The organism is Flavobacterium sp. (assembly GCF_041392085.1).
GTDB lineage: Bacteria > Bacteroidota > Bacteroidia > Flavobacteriales > Flavobacteriaceae > Flavobacterium.
In genome coordinates this window covers 92,146-114,458 of record NZ_JAWKMW010000009.1, presented here as the reverse complement: position 1 = coordinate 114,458, position 22,313 = coordinate 92,146, and the positions used below count along the sequence as shown (strand labels likewise).

The 22,313-nt window shown below is 36.0% G+C and carries 21 protein-coding genes and 1 tRNA gene; 10 read left to right on the top strand and 12 right to left on the bottom strand.

The features are described 5' to 3' along the window. The first annotated feature begins 32 nt into the window (after positions 1-32). Together R2782_RS09245 and R2782_RS09240 are read left to right on the top strand one after the other, a co-directional pair. Positions 33-965 carry a type IX secretion system membrane protein PorP/SprF gene (locus R2782_RS09245; RefSeq protein ID WP_371266711.1) on the top strand — a complete coding sequence of 311 codons (933 nt, stop codon included), beginning with the start codon at positions 33-35 and terminating at the stop codon, positions 963-965. 20 nt (positions 966-985) lie between these two features. Then, positions 986-2,863 (top strand): OmpA family protein, encoded by a 1,878-nt coding sequence (locus tag R2782_RS09240; RefSeq protein ID WP_371266712.1) that lies wholly within the window; start codon positions 986-988, stop codon positions 2,861-2,863. Between the two features lie 74 nt (positions 2,864-2,937). On the opposite strand, the gene R2782_RS09235 is transcribed toward R2782_RS09240, so the two are convergent. Both R2782_RS09235 and R2782_RS09230 read right to left on the bottom strand, forming a co-directional pair. Then, positions 2,938-3,387: a 6-pyruvoyl tetrahydropterin synthase family protein gene (locus R2782_RS09235; RefSeq protein WP_371267944.1), complete on the bottom strand. Its 450-nt coding sequence runs from the start codon at positions 3,385-3,387 to the stop codon at positions 2,938-2,940. A gap of 33 nt (positions 3,388-3,420) precedes the next feature. Further along, a complete protein-coding gene (locus R2782_RS09230) occupies positions 3,421-3,597 on the bottom strand; it encodes a hypothetical protein (RefSeq protein ID WP_371267943.1) in 177 nt (58 codons plus the stop codon). A 123-nt stretch (positions 3,598-3,720) separates the two neighbouring features. On the opposite strand from R2782_RS09230, the gene R2782_RS09225 reads away from it, so the two are divergent. Then, a tRNA-Ala gene (locus tag R2782_RS09225) sits at positions 3,721-3,794 on the top strand. A 50-nt stretch (positions 3,795-3,844) separates the two neighbouring features. Here the strand turns inward: R2782_RS09225 and R2782_RS09220 are convergent. The 4 genes from R2782_RS09220 to R2782_RS09205 form a co-directional block, all read right to left on the bottom strand. Continuing rightward, complete coding sequence (locus R2782_RS09220; protein ID WP_371267942.1) at positions 3,845-4,381, bottom strand: hypothetical protein; 537 nt, start codon at positions 4,379-4,381, stop codon at positions 3,845-3,847. 68 nt (positions 4,382-4,449) lie between these two features. Then, entirely contained in the window at positions 4,450-7,857 is a 3,408-nt protein-coding gene (locus tag R2782_RS09215; protein WP_371267941.1) for a hypothetical protein, read from the bottom strand. Positions 7,858-7,979: 122 nt separating this feature from the next. Further along, positions 7,980-9,233, bottom strand: a complete 1,254-nt coding sequence (locus tag R2782_RS09210) for an aspartate kinase (protein ID WP_371267940.1) — start codon at positions 9,231-9,233, stop codon at positions 7,980-7,982. Positions 9,234-9,257: 24 nt separating this feature from the next. Then, positions 9,258-9,734 (bottom strand): N-acetyltransferase family protein, encoded by a 477-nt coding sequence (locus R2782_RS09205; protein WP_371267939.1) that lies wholly within the window; start codon positions 9,732-9,734, stop codon positions 9,258-9,260. Positions 9,735-9,878: 144 nt separating this feature from the next. On the opposite strand from R2782_RS09205, the gene fbp reads away from it, so the two are divergent. After that, positions 9,879-10,889: a class 1 fructose-bisphosphatase gene (gene fbp, locus R2782_RS09200; RefSeq protein ID WP_371267938.1), complete on the top strand. Its 1,011-nt coding sequence runs from the start codon at positions 9,879-9,881 to the stop codon at positions 10,887-10,889. Positions 10,890-11,045: 156 nt separating this feature from the next. Here the strand turns inward: fbp and R2782_RS09195 are convergent, their stop codons facing one another. Then, positions 11,046-11,477: a TerB family tellurite resistance protein gene (locus tag R2782_RS09195; RefSeq protein WP_371267937.1), complete on the bottom strand. Its 432-nt coding sequence runs from the start codon at positions 11,475-11,477 to the stop codon at positions 11,046-11,048. Positions 11,478-11,651: 174 nt separating this feature from the next. Here R2782_RS09195 and R2782_RS09190 point away from each other — a divergent pair, with 174 nt between their 5' ends. Genes R2782_RS09190 through R2782_RS09180 form a run of 3 tightly spaced genes read left to right on the top strand, consistent with a single transcriptional unit; the run spans position 11,652 to position 14,289 of the window. Beyond that, a complete protein-coding gene (locus tag R2782_RS09190) occupies positions 11,652-12,245 on the top strand; it encodes a HupE/UreJ family protein (RefSeq protein ID WP_371267936.1) in 594 nt (197 codons plus the stop codon). Between the two features lie 23 nt (positions 12,246-12,268). After that, entirely contained in the window at positions 12,269-12,697 is a 429-nt protein-coding gene (locus R2782_RS09185; protein ID WP_371267935.1) for a cytidine/deoxycytidylate deaminase family protein, read from the top strand. A 20-nt stretch (positions 12,698-12,717) separates the two neighbouring features. Beyond that, positions 12,718-14,289 (top strand): S41 family peptidase, encoded by a 1,572-nt coding sequence (locus R2782_RS09180; protein WP_371267934.1) that lies wholly within the window; start codon positions 12,718-12,720, stop codon positions 14,287-14,289. Positions 14,290-14,347: 58 nt separating this feature from the next. Here R2782_RS09180 and R2782_RS09175 read toward each other — a convergent pair whose 3' ends face one another. From R2782_RS09175 to R2782_RS09165, 3 genes are read right to left on the bottom strand one after another with little or no spacing between them, the layout of a single operon-like run. Then, entirely contained in the window at positions 14,348-14,959 is a 612-nt protein-coding gene (locus tag R2782_RS09175) for an FAD-dependent oxidoreductase (RefSeq protein ID WP_371267933.1), read from the bottom strand. A 3-nt stretch (positions 14,960-14,962) separates the two neighbouring features. Continuing rightward, positions 14,963-15,163: a hypothetical protein gene (locus R2782_RS09170; RefSeq protein ID WP_248436639.1), complete on the bottom strand. Its 201-nt coding sequence runs from the start codon at positions 15,161-15,163 to the stop codon at positions 14,963-14,965. 39 nt (positions 15,164-15,202) lie between these two features. Continuing rightward, positions 15,203-15,778: a MarC family protein gene (locus R2782_RS09165; RefSeq protein ID WP_371267932.1), complete on the bottom strand. Its 576-nt coding sequence runs from the start codon at positions 15,776-15,778 to the stop codon at positions 15,203-15,205. 127 nt (positions 15,779-15,905) lie between these two features. On the opposite strand from R2782_RS09165, the gene R2782_RS09160 reads away from it, so the two are divergent. The 3 genes from R2782_RS09160 (at position 15,906) to R2782_RS09150 (ending at position 20,280) form a co-directional block, all read left to right on the top strand. Next, entirely contained in the window at positions 15,906-16,478 is a 573-nt protein-coding gene (locus R2782_RS09160) for a DUF3109 family protein (protein WP_371267931.1), read from the top strand. Positions 16,479-16,736: 258 nt separating this feature from the next. Continuing rightward, the gene (locus R2782_RS09155) at positions 16,737-17,714 is read left to right on the top strand and encodes a ribonucleotide-diphosphate reductase subunit beta (protein ID WP_371267930.1); all 978 of its coding nucleotides are present in this window, start codon (positions 16,737-16,739) and stop codon (positions 17,712-17,714) included. A 133-nt stretch (positions 17,715-17,847) separates the two neighbouring features. Then, positions 17,848-20,280, top strand: a complete 2,433-nt coding sequence (locus R2782_RS09150) for a ribonucleoside-diphosphate reductase subunit alpha (RefSeq protein ID WP_371267929.1) — start codon at positions 17,848-17,850, stop codon at positions 20,278-20,280. Positions 20,281-20,361: 81 nt separating this feature from the next. Here R2782_RS09150 and accC read toward each other — a convergent pair whose 3' ends face one another. Together accC and accB are read right to left on the bottom strand one after the other, a co-directional pair. Further along, positions 20,362-21,708: an acetyl-CoA carboxylase biotin carboxylase subunit gene (gene accC / locus R2782_RS09145; RefSeq protein ID WP_371267928.1), complete on the bottom strand. Its 1,347-nt coding sequence runs from the start codon at positions 21,706-21,708 to the stop codon at positions 20,362-20,364. A gap of 93 nt (positions 21,709-21,801) precedes the next feature. Further along, positions 21,802-22,296: an acetyl-CoA carboxylase biotin carboxyl carrier protein gene (accB, locus tag R2782_RS09140; RefSeq protein ID WP_371267927.1), complete on the bottom strand. Its 495-nt coding sequence runs from the start codon at positions 22,294-22,296 to the stop codon at positions 21,802-21,804. Positions 22,297-22,313 lie beyond the last annotated feature (17 nt).

Below are 22,313 nucleotides of genomic sequence, written 5' to 3'. Positions count from 1 at the left end.
GGTGAGTTTAAAAAAATAAACCCTATAAAGAAATGAGAAAAATATATTTTGCAACATTGATCGCCGCGATTAGTTTCTTTGAAACCAAAGCCCAGCAAGATCCACATTATACACAGTACATGTATAATATGAACGTAATAAACCCGGCCTATGCAGGGAGTAAAGAGAATCTATCCTTTGGATTACTTTACAGAAAACAATGGGTTGACATTGAAGATGCTCCCACCACAGCTACTTTTTCCGGACACATGCCCGTAGGAAGAAATGTGGGGTTAGGATTGAGTGTTATCTCGGATAAGATAGGACCTGTAGAAGAGAACAATGCGTATGCTGACTTCTCCTATACGCTTAACTTAGGCGGAGAGCACAAATTGGCTTTTGGATTAAAAGCGGGGCTTACCTTTCATAATGTTGGTTTGTTTAGCGATGTATACAACACGCTCCCACAGGAAAACGACCCGGCTTTTAGTGAAAACATCAGTAACACGTATTTGAACATTGGTTCAGGACTCTTTTATTACACCAACAAGTATTACATTGCTTTTTCGGTTCCCAATATGCTTAAGTCAAAACATTTGGATTTACGCGATAATGGACAAGAGAGAGAATTTGGTTCGGAGGTTTCGCACTACTTTTTAACAGCGGGATATGTCTTTGATTTGAGTCCGAACACAAAATTCAAACCCTTTGCAATGTTAAAGTCAGCTTTTAACGCACCTACTTCCTTGGATGTATCGACCAACTTTTTATTCTTTGAGAAGTTTGAAATTGGAGCGACCTATCGTCTAGAAGACAGTTTTGGAGCGATGATTAATTATGCCATCACCCCCAATCTTCGTGTTGGTTATGCCTATGATCACATCGTCTCAGATTTGAATATCACCACTCCTTCTTCACACGAGTTTTTCTTGTTGTTTGATGTAAATTTCCCCAAGAAAGTATCCCGTTCACCACGATTTTTCTAACCTAAAAAGCAACTCAAACGATGAAAAAAGTATATCTATCGATTCTAAGTATTGTAAGTTTAAGTCTTACCTCACTTAGTGCCCAAAATAAAGACACCCAAAAAGCCGATAAGCTTTTCAAACGATTGGAATATGTTGATGCCGCCCAAGAATACCTTAAACTGACCGAGAAAGGAAAAGCAGACGGGTATGTTTACAAACAGTTGGGCGACAGTTATTTCAACACCTTTAACGCCTCGGAAGCCTCCAAGTGGTACGCCAGAGCCGTTGAAACACCACAAGATGCCGAAACCTACTACCGTTATGCCCAAATGCTCAAAGCACAAGGTAAGTATGAAGAGGCCAACAAACAAATGCAAAGTTTTGCCTCCAAAGCACCTAGTGATCAACGAGCAAAAGATTTTAAAGCCAATCCAAACTACCTTCCGAGTTTACTAGACAAACAAAAGAAGTTTGATGTAAAGTCACTGGATATCAATAGTGAAAAATCAGATTTTGGAGCGGTATTACACCAAAATAACCTTTACTTTACCAGTGCCCGAAACGGAGCCAGAAAGAACTACGGTTGGAACGAAGAGCCCTATTTGGATATTTATAAAGCCACTTATAATGTAGATGGAACCATCACTAATGCAGAGCCGGTAGGCGATTTAAATTCAAAATGGCACGATGGCCCTTCTTCCCTTAGTGCTGATGGAAACACGATTTATTTTTCAAGCGAGAGTTTTAAAGAAAAAGACGGCTATGAGAAAGACAAATCCATCAATGCCAAGTTAGGTCAAGTCAACTTGTTTAAGGCTACCATGGCCAACGGGAAATGGTCAAACATCACCCAATTGCCATTCAATAGCAATACCTACTCTACCGGAAACCCTTCCTTGAGTAAAGACGGTAAAACGTTGTATTTTGCTTCCAACAGACCCGGTAGTATCGGTGGAACAGATATTTGGAAAGTGGCCGTTAATGCAGATGGTTCTTATGGCGAACCGGAGAACTTAGGACCTAAAGTAAACACCGAAGGCGAGGAGAACTTCCCGTTTGTTACAGAAGACAACAAAACGCTTTATTTTGCCTCAAGTGGCAGACAAGGGTTTGGTGGGTTGGATGTCTTTGCCTATGATATGACCAAAGGTGAATCAACCAACTTAGGAAAACCAATTAACAGTGAGAAAGACGATTTTGCATTTTCGTTAAATGCAGAGAAGAACATCGGATTTTTGTCTACCAACCGCTCGGGTGTTGATAATATTTACCTTGCTACACCCGTATGTGGCGTAGAGGTAATCACAGTAGTTACTGATGCTAAAACAGGCAAAGTACTTGCCAATGCTAAAGTAGCCATTGTGGATGATAAGAAAAACGTGATTGCTACAGAAACATCAGGAGCCAATGGTGAGGTGGCGTATTATGTAGAGTGTAACAAAGCCTATACGATACAAGCCTCAAAAGACGGTTATGAGAGCAATACCTTCCCGGTAGCAGCCAGCAAAGGCGAGGCAAGAAAAGTAGAAGCCGCCTTGAACCCAATTGATGTAATTGTGACCGAGAAAGAGATTATCCTTAACCCGATATTCTTCGAGTTTAACAAAAGTAACATCACCCAAGAGGGAGCCTTTGAGTTAGACAAACTGGTTCAAGTTTTACAAAACAACAAAGCGATGGTTATCTTAGTTAAATCACATACCGATAACAGAGGTAGTGATGCATACAACTTACGATTATCCGATGCCAGAGCTAAATCAACGGTTCAGTACATCCTGTCAAAAGGAATTGCAAAAGAACAAATCTCCGGTAAAGGAATGGGTGAAACAGAACCTAAAACAGACTGTAAAGACGCTTGCACCGAAGAACAACACGCAGAAAACAGACGAAGTGAGTTCTTGATTGTGAAGAAATAAAATAACAGTAACAATAAAACAAAACCCCTGAAACAATTTACTTTCAGGGGTTTTCTTTATAATCAAGATGAGTATTAGTTGTCATACGCATACCATTCAGCAAAGGATGTCTCTGTTTCTTGTAATTTTAAAGAATGCAATTCGATGGTATTAGGGAGTCTTTTTTTGATTTTTTCTGCAAAATCAATCACCATATTTTCACTGGTTGGCTGGTAGTTTACTAAAATAACATGATGACCACGATTTTTTAGCTCATTAGCCAATTCAATATGTGGTGTGTTTTGATTAAAAACGGTAGCGTGGTCAAATTGGTCAACAATTTCTTCTTTTACAATTTTTTTTAAATCACCAAAATCAATTACCATTCCGAATTTTACATTTGAATGATCTGTAATCGGTGTTCCAATAACCGTCACGGAAAGTTTATAACTATGCCCGTGCACATTTTTACATTTTCCATCGTAACCGTAAAGGGCATGTCCGGTTTCAAAACTAAATTGTTTGGTAATTCTAATTTTTGCCATTTCACATTTATTTCGGCACAAAGATAGGTAATGCTAGGATTTATTTTCTCTTTTTTTTGCCGCATAATACATCCAATAGGCAATTCCCACCAACACAATAAAAGGAATAAATGAGCCAATGATCAAACCAATTTGATAGGAATCGTCAGGAGCATTTTTTAGTTTATCTTCAATATCAACAGCTTGAACGAATAAAAGCAAGTTTTTCATTTTCGATTATAGTAAAAAGAATCCGAACAAAATTACAAATTAAAGTACAATTGATCGCTCAGAAAAATTAAAAACAGAAAAGAGATAAAATAAAATAAATTTACTTAAATTTGCCTTCGATTTGGGGATGTAGCTCAGTTGGCTAGAGCGTTTGGCTGGCAGCCAAAAGGTCGTGGGTTCGAGCCCCATCTTCTCCACAAAAAAACCGCAAGTCTAATTAGATTGCGGTTTTTTTTGTTTCATAATTTTAGGCATCCGGTAATGGATCACCCACTTTAATATCACATCGGTGATGCGGTTGACCATGTGGCGGATTATTTTTTGGTCTTGGACCATCTACTTTTGCGGTGGTTGGTGTTGGAGTGGAAGTCGGTTTTACTTGTGTTGTTGGAGCTGTGGCTACTGGTTGAGTTGCGTTGGCTTGTTGCTCACTTTGAACCGTTTTAAAAAATGATTTCGGGGCATTTTGTTGAACAGGAGCAGGTGTTGCCCCTTGTGCCGGTGCAGAACCGTCTAAAGGTGCTCCAACGGCAATTTCACAACGATGAAAAGGTTGACCATGTGGTGGATTTAATTTTGGTGGTTGCCCTGCCGGAGTAGCCGTTTGGTTAGCTGCCGGAGCCGGAGTGGTGGTTATATTGGAAACATCATTTGAAGCCGGTGTTTCTTTCGCAGTTGTTTCTGTTTTTTGTTCTTTTGAAGCCGGTGCTTCCTCTGTTTTTTTACAGGAAGTGAAAAAAAGTGAACTTCCCAAAAGGAAAAGTACTATCGATTTTGATTGCATAACATTCGTTTTTATCCATTCAAATATAATCATTAAAAAAGAAATGCTTTTATTTTTAACAAATTGGTTTAAAAAAATGCTCGTAACTGGATACTTCCCGTGTGAATCGTATCACTGGTTTCGCTTTTTCTTCCTTGGTAATTGATATTTACATCTAAATATTGGGTCAAGTTTTTTTGGATGAGTAATCGCCACGTTTGGTTTCTCCCGGGTTGAAGACCTTCTAACATTTGAAAACCTACTGCTGATAAAGCATCGCCTGTAAAATCATTGTTGTAAAGCGAAAACTCTCCATTCATGGTGAATTTTTTCTCGCCTGCATACGTGAAGGAAGTACCTAATCTGCTTTGTTTTAAAGTTTCACTATTACCTAATTGGTTTTCTTTGTTTTGCATTTCATAAAACACATCCAAACTCGTATTTTTTGAAAATAAATAACTCAATTTCGGAGCAATTTGATAACCTAACACATCAAAATTGCGTGCCGGAAAATTATCAGAAATGCTTTCGGTGGTTAATGTTTTTCCCGACAAGGCAAACAGCCAACTCTTTTTTAGCAAATGAGCATATTGCACTTGATGAGCAAAATTGATGTTTTCTTGTGAACCAATCGATAATAAATTGCGGGTTCTGCTCTTCAAAATGGTATAGGTAACCGAATGATGTTGTTTCCCACGGTTGAAAAAGAAACTATTCATAAAACTCGAATTCAATCCTAATAATTCTGATTCATCACTATTAAACGGATTGAGGTTGAAATTATCGGAATTGCGTTCGATTTTTCGGTCAATTAAAAACGAAGTTTGATTGTAGAAGTAGGACAAAAACTTTTTAAATCCTGTCTCATTTTGCCAGATGGAAGGATTCATCGTAAGTGAAACGGAAAACTTGTTTTGATGCGTTTTTACGAATATTTGATTCGGTAAAAATACTCGAACATATTTGGCTTGGTCGGGAAATGGAGCGACTTCAAATTCCTGTAATTCCTGAATACCATTGCCGTTATAGTCATTCCACATAAAAACACCTTGTCCGGGTTCTACTTCCAAATAGGTAAATTCTTGTTGTGGCAAGGTTCCTGAAGCGGTTTCATAAGCAGTGGTCAGCAAAAGGAATTGTTTAAAAAATCGGTCATTATACAAAATACGGGAATTCAACGAAGGTTCGTTTGGACGCGTTTTATCTTCAAATGCTAAATTTCTATAGTTGATAAAAACGCTTAAATCACTTTTTTCAGTTTGCAATAATCTCGATTTTAAGTAATAGGAATGCGAACGGTTTACCCGTTGTACAAACCCATTTTGCAAACTGTCGTTCACGCGATGTAAATAGCCAATTTCCATAAAAACTTTGGTTGAATCTCCACGACCAACAAAACCGCCATATTCTAAAAACCGTTGGCTGAGCGGAGAAAAAGTGTTGGTGGCAACAATTTTCTCGCTATTGTCTTCCAATCGAAGTGAACCACCCACCCAATTTTTTTTCCAATCATATTTGGTTAGGGTTTCGCTTCGGGCAAAAGTGGAATTGGCAACAGAGCCATCGCTTTTCATCACACTACTGTTGTTGGAAACGGTCCAGTTTTTATGCCGAAATCTTCCATTCAACACATGTCGGATTCCCGAAAAATTATCGGAAAAGTCTAATTTTTCCAATTGATAAGTGGCAAAACCTTTTTCAGGATCGTTCCATCGTAAACCGGAAATAACCAAACTTTGATTTCCGGTAGGAGAAGTCAAATTCCAATCCCGATTAAATTCGATGGTAAACAATCGCTCTATGGTTCTGAAATCTTTTTGTATAAATTGCACATTTGCAAAGGCATCCAATGTCCATTTTTTGGTAAAAAGGCGTTGATTGGCATTAAGCCTCCCTGCGATACCTTGATTGTCTTCATTATCTAAATTGGAATATAAATTCAAATCATTGTTGCTGATGCCTATTTCAAAATCAACATTGGTTTTGTCGGATGGATTGTATTTTCCCATCACGGTGGCAATTTGAATTTTGGTAGGAGCAATCAGTCGAATAATCGGTTCATAATTTCCTTGCGGAATTCCGTTTATGGGTTCAATATATTGGTAAATTCTACCCACCGCTTGGTTGTTGGCTAAGATATAATTCCCTTGGTTATTTCCCACCAATGAAAAACGAACATTGAATAAAGTTTCTTCCGGATTATTAGAAAATTCAAAAGCTTCCACACCGGAGACAGTTATTTTTCGGTACAAAACTTTGTTTTCAGAAAAGGAATCTTCAAACGCAGAAGGAGCATTCATCAGATTGATGTTATCGCCCGCATTTTGTAAAATTTCAACTTGCTCTTGCGACAAATCTTGTTGCAGAGGTTGATTTTTGACATCATTTTCAGAATATATAAATCCTCCAATACTCCATTTTTCTCTTTCGTGTGTTGCTCCGCCATAGGTTACAAATCGGGTAAAACTGCGGTCAGAATATTGGTATTCAATGTTTATCCGCATTTCGGAATTGATGGGGAAAAGTGAAGTAAAGGTTACTTCTCCGGCATTGTAATCTATCGTGTAATGATTATTTTCTCCTCTTTGCAAGAGAATGCCGTTGACAAAAACCCGTTCAGAACCGGAAATCACTAATACATATAACTCACCGTTGTTTCCTCTGAGTTTATATGGCCCTTGATTTCCCTCCTGACCTACAAAAGTACTTTTGGCATATTGACCACGAACCAAAGCAGCCGAGGCAAAAAGGGTGGTTTTATTTCCTTCTTCGCCCAGTTGAAATTGTGTAGAAAGACCTTGTACCTTTTTATTAAAATTCAAAAAGCGGGATTGTCTGTTTTCTAAAAACAAATCCCCAGCTCGAATAGTCCATTTATTCGAATACAATTCGATAAAAATCTGGTCGAATTCGTCCAACTTTTGCGAATAACCACCTTCTTGTAAAGGGATATTATTGTCCTGAATGGAAGCTCGTAAACTTACTTTATCAGACAATTTTCCAACAATTTGCAAATCTAAATTTGAATTGACAACTGCATTTTGATTGTTTCCAATGGTAACACCTCTGGTAATGCTCCCAGAAGTGGTAAGTCCATCAAAAGGTTTAAAGTTATTGATTCTATCTTTGGAAAGTGAGTACAATTGACCTTTTCCCTTAGAGTTAGGAACAACCTTACTTTCATCATAGACACTGTATGTTTTGGTTAAAAATTCAGGAAAAGTGAGATAACGAACGGTTAGCGTGTCGTAGGTTTGAAAATTATTTTTAAAAACGAATGTCCCTTTTTGGAAGTTAACGTTATAAAAAGCTGTGTCAATCGGATTACCATTTCCGTCTAGAACTTTGAAAAACTCCTTGTTAATACTCCCTTTTTCGAGCGAAATTGTATCGGTTGAAACGGTAATTCTTTTCTTTTTATAAGGTGTTTCGTTTTCCTGAGCCCATAACCCGGAAACCAAGAGTAACAATATCCCTAAAAAGCCCTTTTTCAACATAATTATACAAACTCCAAAAACTCAAAAGTAGTATTTTTGAAGGGGTAAAAATCAATAAGAACATATTATTCCTTGTTCACTATACAATTACAAATAAACTTATTACTTGAGAAAGACTAGAATTACTCCTTCGTCACTACTTGCAACGTTTCTCTACTAATCTGTTTTACCAAAACGGTTTTATTTTCTTCTACCATCTGAGCTGCTTTTTCCGTAAAATGGCGGATAGTGTAAAGTGATACATTTTCGTTATAGGCTACTTTGAATTTTTTGGAAAGAATAGTTTTTAGTTCCGGAAAGTTGCCAAATTTATCTTCAATACACACTGAAAAACTAATGGCAGTATTCTGAATTAGACTAACTTTTACTTTATATTGATGAAATAATGCAAAAATTTCGCTAATGTTTTCTTCCATAATAAATGAAAAATCGATGGAGGAAAGTGAAATCAATAGTTGATTTTTTTTCACAATAAAACAGGATACTTGAGGTTCTAGGTCGGCTCCTTTATACACTCTTGTTCCGGGTAAAAGTGGGTTTATAAAAGATTTCACCAACAATGGAATTTCTTTTCTCTGAAGAGGCTGTAGTGTTTTGGGATGAATAACTGAAGCTCCATAAAAGGCTAATTCAATGGCTTCTCGATATGAAATTTGATTCAATAAAATTGCATTTTCAAAGTATCTGGGGTCAGCATTTAAAACACCGGGGACATCTTTCCAAATCGTTACGCTTTCCGCATTTAAACAATAGGCAACAATAGCCGCTGTATAATCTGAACCTTCTCTTCCTAAAGTGGTGGTGAAATTATTTTCATCTGAACCTAAAAAACCTTGCGTAATATTCAAGGCTTTTTTCTTTACATTTTTGGAAATCAAGGTTTGCGTTTGCTCCCAATCTACGATTGCATCACGATACGTAGCATCCGTTTTGATGAACTGGCGAACATCTAACCAATTGTTTTTTAGTCCGCTATAATTAAAATAATGACTTACAATGGTGGTTGAAATAATTTCTCCGTAACTCACCACTTGGTCATACACAAAGTTGTAGTTTGGGGACTTATTGTGACTCAAAAAATAATCCAGTTCTTCAAAATGAAAATTCACCGCTTTAAAAACCGGATGTTTATCGTCTTCAAAAAGTTCTAATAAAATTTGGTTGTGGTATTTTCGCACCTCTTGAATCGACGCTTTTAATTCAGGAGATTTTTCAAAATAATGTTTAATCACCACTTCCAACGCATTTGTAGTTTTTCCCATGGCAGAAATCACGAGCAAGACGTCTTCATGCCCCACCTTTTGTAAAACCGACAATACATTTTTTACGCCTTCAGCATCTTTTACCGATGCTCCTCCAAATTTGAATATTTTCATTCGTTTAATGTGTCTTAGTCAATATCAAAAATCATTAATCAAAAATCTATTTATTCCTTCTTCATTCATCTGCACTACTCGCCAATCATCCAACACTTTTGCCCCCGATTTTTCATAAAACCGAATGGCGGATTCGTTCCAATCCAGCACATTCCATTCAATGCGTCGCACTTTATCTATCTTGCCTTGTTTAATGATTTCAGTGTATAATGCTAAGCCGGCTCCAGTTCCACGATGTGCTTCTTTTACTATTAAATCTTCCAAATGTATTGTTTTACCTTTCCAAGTAGAATAGCGATAGTAAAACAAGGCCATTCCAATAATTTCATTATTCATCTCTGCCACAAACGTATGAAAAAGAGGAATTTCTCCAAAACCGTCACGTTCTAAATCGTTAACTGTAATCACAACCGCCTCAGGTTCTTTCTCAAATGTAGCAAGTTCCTGAATCAAACCTAGAACGGCTGGCATATCATTTATTTTCCCTTTTCTAATGTTCATTCTTTAGGAGTTTTTCTACCACCCTTTAATAGAGCTAGTAAACAAATGCAAAAGTACAATTCTTTAACATAACAAAATAATAATCTGATTATATCACAAAAATTTCGATATTTGTGCCACTAACACTACTACAACGTTTTCGCAATGGAAGAAAGAAACAAAACACTTGGTGAGTTTATTATTGAAAAACAAGAAGAATTCCAATATTCGACAGGGGAATTGTCTCGTATTATTAATTCAATCAGGCTAGCTGCCAAAGTGGTCAATTATAAAGTAAATAAAGCCGGATTAGTAGATATTGTAGGTGCAGTAGGTGAACAGAATGTGCAGGGAGAAGACCAACAAAAATTGGATGTATATGCCAATGAAGTATTCATTCAAACCCTTATTAATCGTGAAATTGTGTGTGGTATTGCCTCTGAAGAGAATGATGAATTCATTACGGTTGCCGGAAGTGACAATTCGCACAACAACAAATATGTTGTATTAATGGATCCTTTAGACGGCTCTTCAAACATCGATGTAAATGTTTCGGTTGGAACTATTTTCTCTGTTTTTCGTAGAAAAACTCCTGTTGGAACGCCTGTAACTTCAGAAGATTTTTTACAACCCGGTGTAAATCAAGTTGCTGCGGGTTATGTTATTTACGGAACATCAACTATGTTAGTTTACACAACAGGTCACGGTGTAAACGGATTTACATTGAACCCTGCCATTGGTACGTTCTATTTATCGCACCCAAATATGACCTATGCTGAAACCGGAAAAATTTATTCGATTAATGAAGGGAATTATGTTCATTTTCCTCAAGGAGTAAAAGATTATATTAAATATTGTCAGTTAGAAGAGGATGATCGCCCGTATACCTCACGATACATAGGAAGTTTAGTTTCCGATTTTCATCGTAATATGATTAAAGGAGGAATTTACATTTACCCAACGAGTTCAAAAGCTCCCAATGGTAAACTTCGTTTATTATACGAATGCAATCCAATGGCTTTTTTAGCCGAACAATCCGGTGGTAAAGCTTCAGATGGTTACCAACGTATTATGGAAATACAACCAACCGAATTACACCAACGCGTTCCTTTCTTTTGTGGAAGTCGAAAAATGGTTGAAAAAGCGGAAGAGTTTATGGCGAAATATAGAAAGTAATAACGCTTTATTAATTAGCCAATTATAAATTCAACTACTAAAATACAACAAATATTCTAATTTAATTGCACAATCATTCTTAACCACTTTTCCCATAAAAAATGCCCAAAAAAGTTAAACACTATTTGGGCATTTTTATTATGACAAGACGTCATTTTATTTATTCATGTTTTGCATTTCGAAAATAAAAGTATCTAAATCTACATTTAGAATCAGCAGTGATAATGCTTTGTCAACAATGTAATTAACATTTCCCGGTGTAAAACCTAAAGCCAAGGCAAATTTGGTTAAAATTTCTTTTTGCTTTGGTCCTAAAACATGATCAGCATATACCATACGAGCCAAATCATATAAACGCTCTAAGCGATGGATATATAAATAAGGAGGATTAATTGGATATTTTAAAGGATTATCCATTATTTCGTCGTATTCATCCGGTGAAATTTCCAAATTTTTAGCTAATCTATCGATAAACTCTTTTTCTTCTGGGGTGATGTCTCCATCACTCAAAGCTACCCGAACAATCGCTGAAAAATGACCTTTATTTCTGTTTTTAAATCCACTATCAAATAAATCTGAAATTGACATAAGTTTGTTTTTAATTATTTAGCAAATATAAATCTATTTCGTGTTTTTTTAGGTAAACCAGAAAAATTCTTTTCAAAAACCACTACTCTTTAACATCATTTTAAAAGATTCAATTTCAAACGTTTCAAAATAAATCGTAAGTTTGAACACCCTAAGTTTAAAATCTATTAATCTATGTCAGAATTTTGGTTATACTTCAACATTGGCCTTCAACATGTATTGGATATTGAGGGATACGACCATGTCCTTTTTCTAATTGCATTAACAGTTCCTTATGCTTTTAAAGATTGGAAGCGTGTTTTAATTTTGGTATCACTCTTTACATTAGGTCATACTTTAGCTTTGCTGCTTTCTGTATTTGACGTTATTATGATTAAAGCAAGTTTGGTTGAGTTTCTTATTCCAATCACTATTTTAATCACTGCTCTTTATCATCTTTTCACTGCCGGAAAATCGGCAAAAAAAGAGAGTATTACCTTTGTTGCTTTTATTACTCTTTTCTTTGGAATTATTCATGGATTAGGGTTTTCAAATTATTTCAAGTCTATTTTACCCGGTGATACAGTTGATAAGATTGTACCGCTTTTGGAATTTGCCTTAGGAATTGAAACAGCTCAACTTATAGTTGTTTTAATTGTTTTACTTTTATCGTACATTGTTCAAACCTTTTTCCGTTTTTCTAAACGAGATTGGACATTGGTCGTATCTGCTTTTGTCATTGGAGTAGTGCTCCCGATGATTATTGACAATGCTATTTGGAAAGGATAATAGCCTACACAAGATGTTAAAAAATGAATAAAAAAAAACTACATAAATACGACAAAGCCTACCTTCGTATAGCCAAAGAATGGAGTCGTTTATCCTATTGTAAACGGAAACAAGTTGGAGCAATCATTGTAAAAGACCGCATGATTATTTCGGATGGTTATAATGGAACTCCTTCCGGTTTTGAGAATTGCTGTGAAGATGAAAACAACCTTACAAAATGGTATGTGTTGCACGCTGAGGCAAATGCCATTTTAAAAGTAGCTGGTTCAACACAATCGTGTGAAGGAGCAACACTATACATAACTTTGTCACCATGCAAAGAATGTAGCAAATTAATTCATCAATCCGGCATAAAAAGAGTGGTTTATCACGAAGGATATAAAGACAATAGTGGACTTCAGTTTTTAGAAAAAGCTGGTGTTGAAATTGAATTAATTGAAGAATTAGAATAAATTTCTAAATAGTTTATTTAGTGAAAATTAAAAAAGTATATTGGCCAATAGTACTCTTTTCTGCCATTGCATTAGGTGTAATTGTAGGCGGAAAACTAAGCTCCTATTCTTTGAACACTTCATTCTTACCTAATGTCCATAAAAACAAACTGAATCGTTTAATAGATTTTATCGAAAGAGATTACGTTGATCAGGTTGATACGGATAGTATTGTTGATTTAACAGTCAATGGAATTTTGGAAAAACTTGATCCACATTCGGTTTACATTTCTAAAGATGACTTTGCAGAGGTTTCTGAGTCCATGCGGGGTGATTTTGTGGGTATCGGTGTCAATTTTTATATGTATAAAGATTCTGTTGCTGTCATCAAACCTCTGCAAGGAGGGCCTTCTGAAAAAGCCGGAATCAAATCAGGAGACAGAATTTTGTATGCCAATAAATATAAATTATTCGGAAGAAAACTACCCAATGACTCTCTTTTCTCGAAATTAAAAGGTGAAGTAGGTTCTGAAGTTACCTTAACATTATTCAGAAAAAGTGAGAACAAGCAACTTAAAGTCAAATTAAAACGCGATGTCATTCCGATAAAAAGTGTTGATGTTGCTTTGCTGATTGATCCATCAATTGGCTATATCAAAATTAATCGTTTTGCCGAATCAACCTATAAAGAATTTAAAGAAGGACTTATAAGCCTTAAAAAAAATGATGCTAATACCATCGTAATTGATGTGCGAGATAATGGCGGCGGTTATTTAGATCAAGCTGTAAAAATTGCTGATGAATTTCTTGTTGAAGACGCCCCCATTGTTTCCACTAAAAACAAAAAAGGACGCATAGACAAAACAAAAGCAACTAGGGGAGGACTTTTTGAAAACGGAAAAATAATTGTTTTAATTAATGAAAATTCTGCATCAGCTTCCGAAATTTTAGCCGGAGCCATTCAAGATAACGATAGAGGTTTGATTATAGGACGTCGCTCTTTTGGAAAAGGTTTGGTGCAAAGAGAAATGCCTTTGGGCGATGGCTCGGCTGTTCGTTTGACCGTGGCTAGGTATTACACCCCTTCCGGACGTTCTATTCAAAAACCGTATGTTGAAGGAAATGAAAGTTACTTTAATGAATTTGAAAAACGTTTTTACAGCGGAGAATTATACGAAAAAGACAGTATTAAAGTAGCCGATAGTTTAAAATTCAAGACGTTAAAAGGGAGAACTGTGTATGGTGGTGGTGGAATTATTCCGGATATTTTTGTCCCTTTAAATGGTAAACACGGCGACGAAGCCACCGAAATGTTAATGCAATCCGGAATTGTAAGCTATTTTGTGTTTGAACAATTAGACCAAAACCGAAAAGAATTTGAAGGATTGCCTTTTGAATCTTTTAAAAAGAAGTTTGAGGCAACTAATGTCTATGTAGAAAAATTTGAAAATTATCTTAACTCTAACGGCGTTTCATTAAATTTAGAAAGTCACAAACCAATAGTCAAAAACTATTTGATGGCAGAATTTGCCCGTCAATTGTTTGATGAAGAAAAATATTTTTCCATTCGATTGAAAACCGATTTGATGATTCAGGAAGTGTTGAAGAAGTAAACTTTTGTTCAAAGTTTAATTTCTGATTTTCCGACAACTGACAACAGATAACAGACAACTACTTTACCCGAGCACTATCGTGTACCTGAACATCCACGCCGCTGTTCCATAGCGTTAAAATATCGGTAGCCACAGCTGCACCACTTCCGGCAGCAATAGATAATTGACTTCGCCATCCGGCTAAAACACCGCAAACATAGATGCCGTCTTTAACCAAATGATCATGATTTCTCAACTGAATCCGGTTTTTTTCAGGATTGGTTTTTTGGTGTGGTATTACATATTCTTCCAAGCCTTCAATTGAAAAAGGATTTCCTGCTCCAACACCTATCACAATTACTTTTGTATGATAAACATTTTTATTGGTGATAACCAAAAAATTTCCGTTTTCACCTTCAATTTTTAATACTTTTTCGTTTGGAATTTGTTGAATATGAGGATAAACAGATGATAGGTGAGCCAAACTTTCCGTTAATAACTCACTGCCCAATTTTCCGGCTTCAATACCATATGCATTATTAAACAACGCATCTTGCAGTGAAGAAGCTTTTTGATGTGAAATTATCGCGATTTTTTTATCGAAAGCAAATGGTTTTGAATGAGCAGAACCTAATAAAAGAGCACATGAAACTCCGGAAACACCACCCCCAATAATAAGTACATCCAACATAATTTATTGGTCTTTTAGTTTGTCTTCTATTGATTTCGACATTCTAAATATAAGAAGTATAATAATTGCACAAAAAGCAGCCACAATTCCGATTAGAGCAATCATACTTTCCTGTTCAAAAAGATTGTTAAAATCCAATTGAGTTACATTAAAGATAATTAATCCGAAAGCTAATGCAATAATAATGTAAGTGAAAATTTTCATTTCTAATAAAATAATGAAACAAAGGTAGGTTTTATCAAACTATTCAAAAAGACCTTTAACATTAGCCGCAAATAATTTAACAGCAATGGCAAGTAGCACTACACCAAACACTTTTCTAATCACACTGAGTCCGTTTTTGGTCAAAAAACGTTCAATTTTGGCAGATGATTTTAAAACACCATACACCAATATAATATTAAGTACAATAGCGATGATGATGTTAATGGTTTGAAATTCTGCTCTAATCGAAAGTATAGTCGTCATTGTTCCTGCTCCTGCAATCAACGGAAAAGCAATCGGCACAATTGAGGTAGAACCGTGATCTTCATCACGGTATAATTTAATTCCTAAAATCATTTCCAACGCTAAAAAGAAGAGAACAAATGCTCCGGCAACAGCAAAAGAGTTAATGTCAATACCAATTAATTTAAGTATTGTTTCCCCCACAAATAAAAAAGCAATCATAATCACGGCAGCTACTATGGATGCTTTTTCAGATTGAATATGTCCTGCCTTTTGACGTAAATCAATGATAATTGGAACACTTCCCACAATATCAATTACAGCAAAAAGAACCATTGTTGCAGTAAAAATTTCTCTTAAATCTAATCCCATACCATTCAAATTTTCGGCAAAAATAAAGTTTTTAAATTGGCTTTTTCTCAAAAAACCGTTAATAATTGCAAACAGTTTTAAGGAAACCTTTGTACCTTTGCATCCTTATAACTTTGCACTTTTTAAAATGTTTCAACTAGGGAAAACCATCGTTTCAGAAGAAATTCTGGAAAAAGAATTCGTTTGCAATCTTACCGCTTGTCATGGAGCTTGTTGTGTTGATGGCGATGCTGGTGCACCTTTAAGTGAAGAAGAAACTAAAATTTTAGAAGAGATATATCCTAAAGTAAAACCCTTTCTTCGAAAAGAAGGAGTTGAAGCTGTTGAAAGTCAAGGAACTTGGATTAAAGGCGAAGACGGCGAATTGGAAACACCATTAATAGGCGGAAAAGATTGTGCCTACGTGATTTTTGACGGAAAAACCGCTTTATGTGGCATCGAGCAAGCCTATAATCAAGGAATCGTGTCTTGGAAAAAACCGGTTTCATGCCATTTGTATCCCATTAGAGTAAAAGACTTTTCCGATTTTGCGGCTGTGAATTATCACCGTTGGGATATTTGTAGTCCGGCTTGTTCTTTAGGTAAAGAATTAGAAGTTCCGGTCTATAAATTCGTCAAAGATGCTTTAGTTCGAAAATTTGGCGAAGAGTGGTATCGCGAACTTGAAAAAGTGGGGGAAGAATATCAAAAAAAAGGATAATTCATTAGTCCTTTTTCCTTTTCTGAAATGACTTTACAACAGAAAGAATTCCTTTGTAATCACTAATAAAGTGGTTTTCAAATCATTGATTAACAGTTATTTAGTTTTCTTTTTAAAAAGTAAGAAAAAAACTATTCGTTGTTAAAAACTATCCTCGATTGTGAATAAGTTTGACTTTTATTTACCAATTTGAATTGCAATCTTTGTAACTCTCTATCACCAAATAATATTCATAAATAATACTTAAAACAGAAAAAGATGGCAGCAGTAGAACCAATTTTGCAAGAAAATAAAGACAGATTTGTTATTTTTCCAATAAAACATCACGATATTTGGGAATGGTATAAAAAGATGGAAGCGAGTTTTTGGACCGCAGAAGAAATTGATTTACACCAAGATTTATCCGATTGGAATACAAAATTGAATGAAGATGAAAAATATTTCATCAAACACATTTTGGCTTTTTTTGCAGCTTCAGATGGAATTGTAAATGAAAATTTAGCAGAAAACTTTGTAAATGAAGTACAATATCCGGAAGCAAAATTTTTCTACGGTTTTCAAATCATGATGGAAAACATCCACAGTGAAACCTACTCTTTATTGATTGACACGTATGTAAAAGATGAAAAAGAAAAAGATCAATTATTCCACGCAATTGAGGTATTCCCAGCTATTCAAAAGAAAGCCAATTGGGCATTACGATGGATAGGCTCTGATTCTTTCGCTGAGCGATTAATTGCATTTGCAGCTGTGGAAGGAATCTTTTTTTCCGGTGCTTTTTGTTCCATTTTTTGGTTGAAAAAACGTGGTTTAATGCCGGGATTAACCTTTTCAAACGAATTAATTTCACGTGACGAAGGTGTTCATTGTGATTTTGCCGTGCACTTACACAATCATCATTTGGTAAACAAAGTATCAAAAGAAAGAATCAAAGAAATCATTACCGATGCGTTAACCATTGAAAGAGAATTTATTACCGAATCACTTCCCGTAAGTTTAATCGGGATGAATGCCACGTTAATGACACAATATTTAGAATTTGTAGCCGATCGATTATTGGTAGAATTAGGATGTGAAAGAGTCTATAATTCAGCTAATCCATTTGATTTTATGGATATGATTTCACTACAAGGAAAAACCAATTTCTTTGAAAAACGTGTAGCAGAATACCAAAAAGCCGGAGTAATGAACAATGACTCAGATGCTCAGAAAATCAGTTTCGACGCAGATTTTTAATAACTATAACCCTTCAAGGGTTTCAAACCCTCGAAGGGTTCAGTGTTCAAAACCGGGATTAGCTTCCCAAACTCAACTAACAAATAACCCAAAACAGAAAAGGGATTTTCTGTTTTAAAAAACATGTAACAGTATGTATGTAGTAAAAAGAGACGGTCACAAAGAACCGGTAATGTTTGACAAAATCACGGATAGAATTAAAAAACTATGTTATGGTTTAAATGATTTGGTAGACTCTGTAAAGGTCGCCATGCGAGTGATTGAAGGATTGTATGACGGTGTAACTACATCAGAATTAGATAATTTAGCAGCTGAAACCGCAGCATCGATGACAATTGCTCATCCGGATTATGCTCAGTTAGCGGCTCGCATTGCTGTTTCTAACTTACACAAAAACACCAAAAAATCGTTTTCAGAAACAATGTCAGACATGTACCACTATGTGAATCCACGTACAGGGCAAAAGTCACCATTAATTTCTGAAGAAGTATATAACGCCATTATGGCCAATGCTGAAACATTGGATTCCATGATTATTTATAATAGGGATTTTAATTATGATTATTTTGGTTTCAAAACATTAGAACGTTCGTATTTACTAAAAATAAACGGAAAAATTGTAGAACGACCACAACATATGTTGATGCGTGTTTCAGTTGGAATTCACTTGAATGATATTGAAGCAGTGAAAGAAACCTACGAATTAATGTCGAAAAAATTCTTCACACACGCTACTCCTACCCTATTTAATGCCGGAACACCAAAACCGCAAATGTCATCTTGTTTTTTATTAACTATGAAAGATGACAGTATCGACGGAATTTATGATACCCTTAAACAAACTGCTAAGATTTCACAATCAGCGGGTGGAATCGGACTTTCTATCCACAATGTTCGTGCAACCGGATCTTATATTCGTGGGACAAACGGAACATCAAATGGAATCGTACCGATGTTACGTGTTTTTAACGATACCGCTCGTTATGTAGACCAAGGCGGTGGAAAAAGAAAAGGAAGTTTTGCCATTTATTTAGAAACATGGCATGCTGATATTTTTGAATTTTTGGATTTGAAAAAGAATCATGGTAAAGAAGAAATGCGTGCCAGAGATTTATTCTTTGCCATGTGGACATCCGATTTATTCATGAAACGTGTGCAGGAAGATTCTACTTGGACGTTAATGTGTCCAAACGAATGTCCGGGTCTTTGCGATGTATATGGAGATGAATTTGAAGCATTATATACTTCGTATGAAAAAGCAGGAAAAGGAAGAAAAACTGTTCGTGCTCGTGAACTTTGGGAGAAAATCTTAGAGTCGCAAATTGAAACCGGAACACCTTACATGTTGTATAAAGATGCTGCGAACCGAAAATCGAACCAAAAGAATTTAGGAACCATTCGATCATCTAACTTGTGTACAGAAATATTGGAATATACTGCACCGGATGAAGTTGCTGTTTGTAATTTAGCTTCTATATCACTACCTATGTTTGTTGAAAACGGTCAGTTTGATCACCACCGTTTATTTGAAGTAACCAAGCGAGTAACCCGAAATTTAAATCGCGTTATTGATAGAAACTATTACCCCGTTCCGGAAGCAGAAAACTCCAATATGCGTCACCGACCAATTGGATTGGGTGTACAAGGATTGGCTGATGCTTTTATTTTATTGCGTTTGCCTTTCACTAGCGATGAAGCCAAACAATTGAATCAAGAAATCTTTGAAACATTGTATTTTGCTGCTGTAACCGCTTCTATGGAAATGGCAAAAGAAGAAGGTCCTTATTCTACATTTAAAGGATCACCAATTTCGCAAGGAGAATTCCAGTACAACCTTTGGGGATTAAAAGACAGCGATTTATCCGGGCGTTGGGATTGGGAGAGTTTGCGTAAAGAAGTAGTAGAACACGGTGTGAGAAACTCATTGTTAGTAGCCCCTATGCCAACTGCTTCTACGTCACAAATTCTGGGCAACAATGAGGCTTTTGAACCGTACACATCCAACATTTATACAAGAAGAGTACTTTCAGGTGAATTTATTGTAGTTAATAAACATCTTTTAGAAGATTTAGTTAATCTTGGTTTATGGGACGATTCTTTAAAACAAGAAATCATGCGTCATAATGGTTCGATACAAAATATCGATGTTATTCCTGATAACATTAAAGAATTATATAAAACTGTTTGGGAAATGAGTATGAAAGACATTATCGATATGTCACGTCAACGAGGTTACTTTATTGATCAATCCCAATCGTTAAACTTGTTTATGGAGGGGGCAACGTATGCTAAATTAACTTCAATGCATTTTTATGCGTGGCAATCCGGACTAAAAACAGGAATGTACTATTTACGTACAAAAGCTGCCGTTGATGCTATTAAATTCACTTTGAATAACGACAAGAAAGCAGAACCAATAGAAGCAAAACCACAACCAGTCATCCAAAAATTAGAGTCAATCTCAGTATTAAACGAACCTGTTGAAATGACTCCGGAAGAATATCGGGCTATGATTGAAATGGCGAAAAATGCAGGTCCTGACGATTGTGAGATGTGTGGCTCATAAATAATTAAGTTTAAACCATCTTCAAAAAAATGCCCCAAATAATTTATTTTATTTGGGGCATTTCTATTGAACTATTTTAAATTATTCAGGATCATTCATTTTAAAACTTTCCATGAATTTTGTAGTATAATTTCCGGCAACATAATCCGGTTCCTCCATCAATTGTCTATGGAACGGGATAGTGGTCTTAATTCCTTCTATATAAAACTCGTCTAACGCACGTTTCATTTTGTTGATAGCTTCTTCTCTTGTTTGTGCAGTAGTAATTAACTTCGCAATCATCGAATCGTAATTAGGCGGAATGGTATATCCTGCATACACATGCGTGTCTAGACGTACTCCATGTCCGCCAGGAGCATGAAGACCAGTGATTTTACCTGGTGAAGGTCTGAAATCATTATACGGATCTTCCGCATTTATTCTGCATTCAATGGAATGTAATTGTGGTAAATAATTTTTACCTGAAATTGGCACACCTGCTGCAACTAAAATCTGTTCACGAATGAGATCATAGTCAATTACTTGTTCAGTAATAGGATGCTCAACCTGAATACGAGTATTCATTTCCATGAAATAAAAATTTCGATGCTTGTCTACCAAAAACTCTACAGTCCCTGCTCCTTCGTATTTGATAAATTCAGCAGCCTTTACAGCGGCTTCACCCATCTTTTCTCTCAACTCATCTGTCATAAACGGAGATGGCGTTTCTTCCGTTAACTTTTGGTGACGGCGTTGAACAGAACAATCTCTTTCAGACAAATGACATGCTTTTCCGTAAGCATCACCCACTACTTGAATTTCAATATGACGAGGCTCTTCAATCAACTTCTCCATATACATACCATCGTTTCCAAAAGCAGCTGCAGCTTCCTGACGGGCACTTTCCCACGCTTTTTCCAATTCGTTCTCTTTCCATATGGCTCTCATTCCTTTTCCACCACCACCAGCAGTAGCTTTCATCATCACCGGATAACCAATTTCTTTAGCCACTTTTTTGGCTTGTTCAAACGACTCTAAAATACCATCAGAACCAGGAACACATGGCACTCCGGCTGCTTTCATCGTAGCTTTAGCGGTTGCTTTATCACCCATTTTATCAATCATTTCAGGAGACGCACCAATGAATTTGATTCCATGTTCTTGACAAATTTTAGAAAATTTGGCATTCTCCGATAAAAACCCATAACCAGGATGAATCGCATCGGCATTAGTAATTTCTGCCGCGGCTATAATATTTGACATTTTTAGATACGAGAGATTACTAGGTGGCGGGCCAATACACACTGCCTCATCTGCAAATTTCACATGCAAACTTTCAGCATCAGCTGTAGAATAAACAGCAACCGTTTTAATACCCATTTCTCTACAAGTTCTAATTACACGTAGAGCAATTTCTCCTCGATTGGCTATTAATATTTTTTTAAACATATTTTTTTCAATTAGATAATTAGACAATGTGTCAATTAGACAATTAAGAAGATAGAAATGATTCTAACTCCCAACTTCTAACTTCTAACTTTTTTATGATGGATCTACTAAAAACAGAGGTTGGTCAAATTCAACGGGGGACATATCGTCAACCAAAATTTTGACTATTTTTCCTGAAACTTCAGATTCAATTTCATTGAATAATTTCATTGCTTCAATCACACAAACCGGGTCACCTTTAGAAATTGTAGCTCCAACTTCTACAAATGGTGCTTTATCGGGAGCTGGTTTTCTGTATAATGTACCAATCATAGGTGATTTAATTGTAACATATTTAGCATTATCATCAGCTGTTGCGGTAACTGGATTAGGTTGACTTACCGGTGCCGGTGTAGAAGGTGCCGCAACTGGTTGTATCATTGGTTGTATTGGTTGTGACGTAGGATAATGTTGAAAATAAGAGGCTTCAGCAGCTCCTGCCTCAGTAGTTTTGATTGTGATTTTAAAATCATCCATTTCAAGCTTTACTTCTGTAGCACCAGATTTAGCTACAAATTTAATTAGGTTTTGAATTTCTCTAATGTCCATGATATTTTAGTTTAGTT

Bases quoted from the DNA above. Each gene is read 5' to 3' on its own strand.
- R2782_RS09245 (WP_371266711.1), top strand. From the start codon at position 33: ATGAGAAAAATATATTTTGCAACATTGATCGCCGCGATTAGTTTCTTT.
- R2782_RS09240 (WP_371266712.1), top strand. From the start codon at position 986: ATGAAAAAAGTATATCTATCGATTCTAAGTATTGTAAGTTTAAGTCTT.
- R2782_RS09235 (WP_371267944.1), bottom strand. From the start codon at position 3,387: ATGGCAAAAATTAGAATTACCAAACAATTTAGTTTTGAAACCGGACAT.
- R2782_RS09230 (WP_371267943.1), bottom strand. From the start codon at position 3,597: ATGAAAAACTTGCTTTTATTCGTTCAAGCTGTTGATATTGAAGATAAA.
- R2782_RS09220 (WP_371267942.1), bottom strand. From the start codon at position 4,381: ATGCAATCAAAATCGATAGTACTTTTCCTTTTGGGAAGTTCACTTTTT.
- R2782_RS09215 (WP_371267941.1), bottom strand. From the start codon at position 7,857: ATGTTGAAAAAGGGCTTTTTAGGGATATTGTTACTCTTGGTTTCCGGG.
- R2782_RS09210 (WP_371267940.1), bottom strand. From the start codon at position 9,233: ATGAAAATATTCAAATTTGGAGGAGCATCGGTAAAAGATGCTGAAGGC.
- R2782_RS09205 (WP_371267939.1), bottom strand. From the start codon at position 9,734: ATGAACATTAGAAAAGGGAAAATAAATGATATGCCAGCCGTTCTAGGT.
- fbp (WP_371267938.1), top strand. From the start codon at position 9,879: ATGGAAGAAAGAAACAAAACACTTGGTGAGTTTATTATTGAAAAACAA.
- R2782_RS09195 (WP_371267937.1), bottom strand. From the start codon at position 11,477: ATGTCAATTTCAGATTTATTTGATAGTGGATTTAAAAACAGAAATAAA.
- R2782_RS09190 (WP_371267936.1), top strand. From the start codon at position 11,652: ATGTCAGAATTTTGGTTATACTTCAACATTGGCCTTCAACATGTATTG.
- R2782_RS09185 (WP_371267935.1), top strand. From the start codon at position 12,269: ATGAATAAAAAAAAACTACATAAATACGACAAAGCCTACCTTCGTATA.
- R2782_RS09175 (WP_371267933.1), bottom strand. From the start codon at position 14,959: ATGTTGGATGTACTTATTATTGGGGGTGGTGTTTCCGGAGTTTCATGT.
- R2782_RS09170 (WP_248436639.1), bottom strand. From the start codon at position 15,163: ATGAAAATTTTCACTTACATTATTATTGCATTAGCTTTCGGATTAATT.
- R2782_RS09165 (WP_371267932.1), bottom strand. From the start codon at position 15,778: ATGGGATTAGATTTAAGAGAAATTTTTACTGCAACAATGGTTCTTTTT.
- R2782_RS09160 (WP_371267931.1), top strand. From the start codon at position 15,906: ATGTTTCAACTAGGGAAAACCATCGTTTCAGAAGAAATTCTGGAAAAA.
- R2782_RS09155 (WP_371267930.1), top strand. From the start codon at position 16,737: ATGGCAGCAGTAGAACCAATTTTGCAAGAAAATAAAGACAGATTTGTT.
- R2782_RS09150 (WP_371267929.1), top strand. From the start codon at position 17,848: ATGTATGTAGTAAAAAGAGACGGTCACAAAGAACCGGTAATGTTTGAC.
- accC (WP_371267928.1), bottom strand. From the start codon at position 21,708: ATGTTTAAAAAAATATTAATAGCCAATCGAGGAGAAATTGCTCTACGT.
- accB (WP_371267927.1), bottom strand. From the start codon at position 22,296: ATGGACATTAGAGAAATTCAAAACCTAATTAAATTTGTAGCTAAATCT.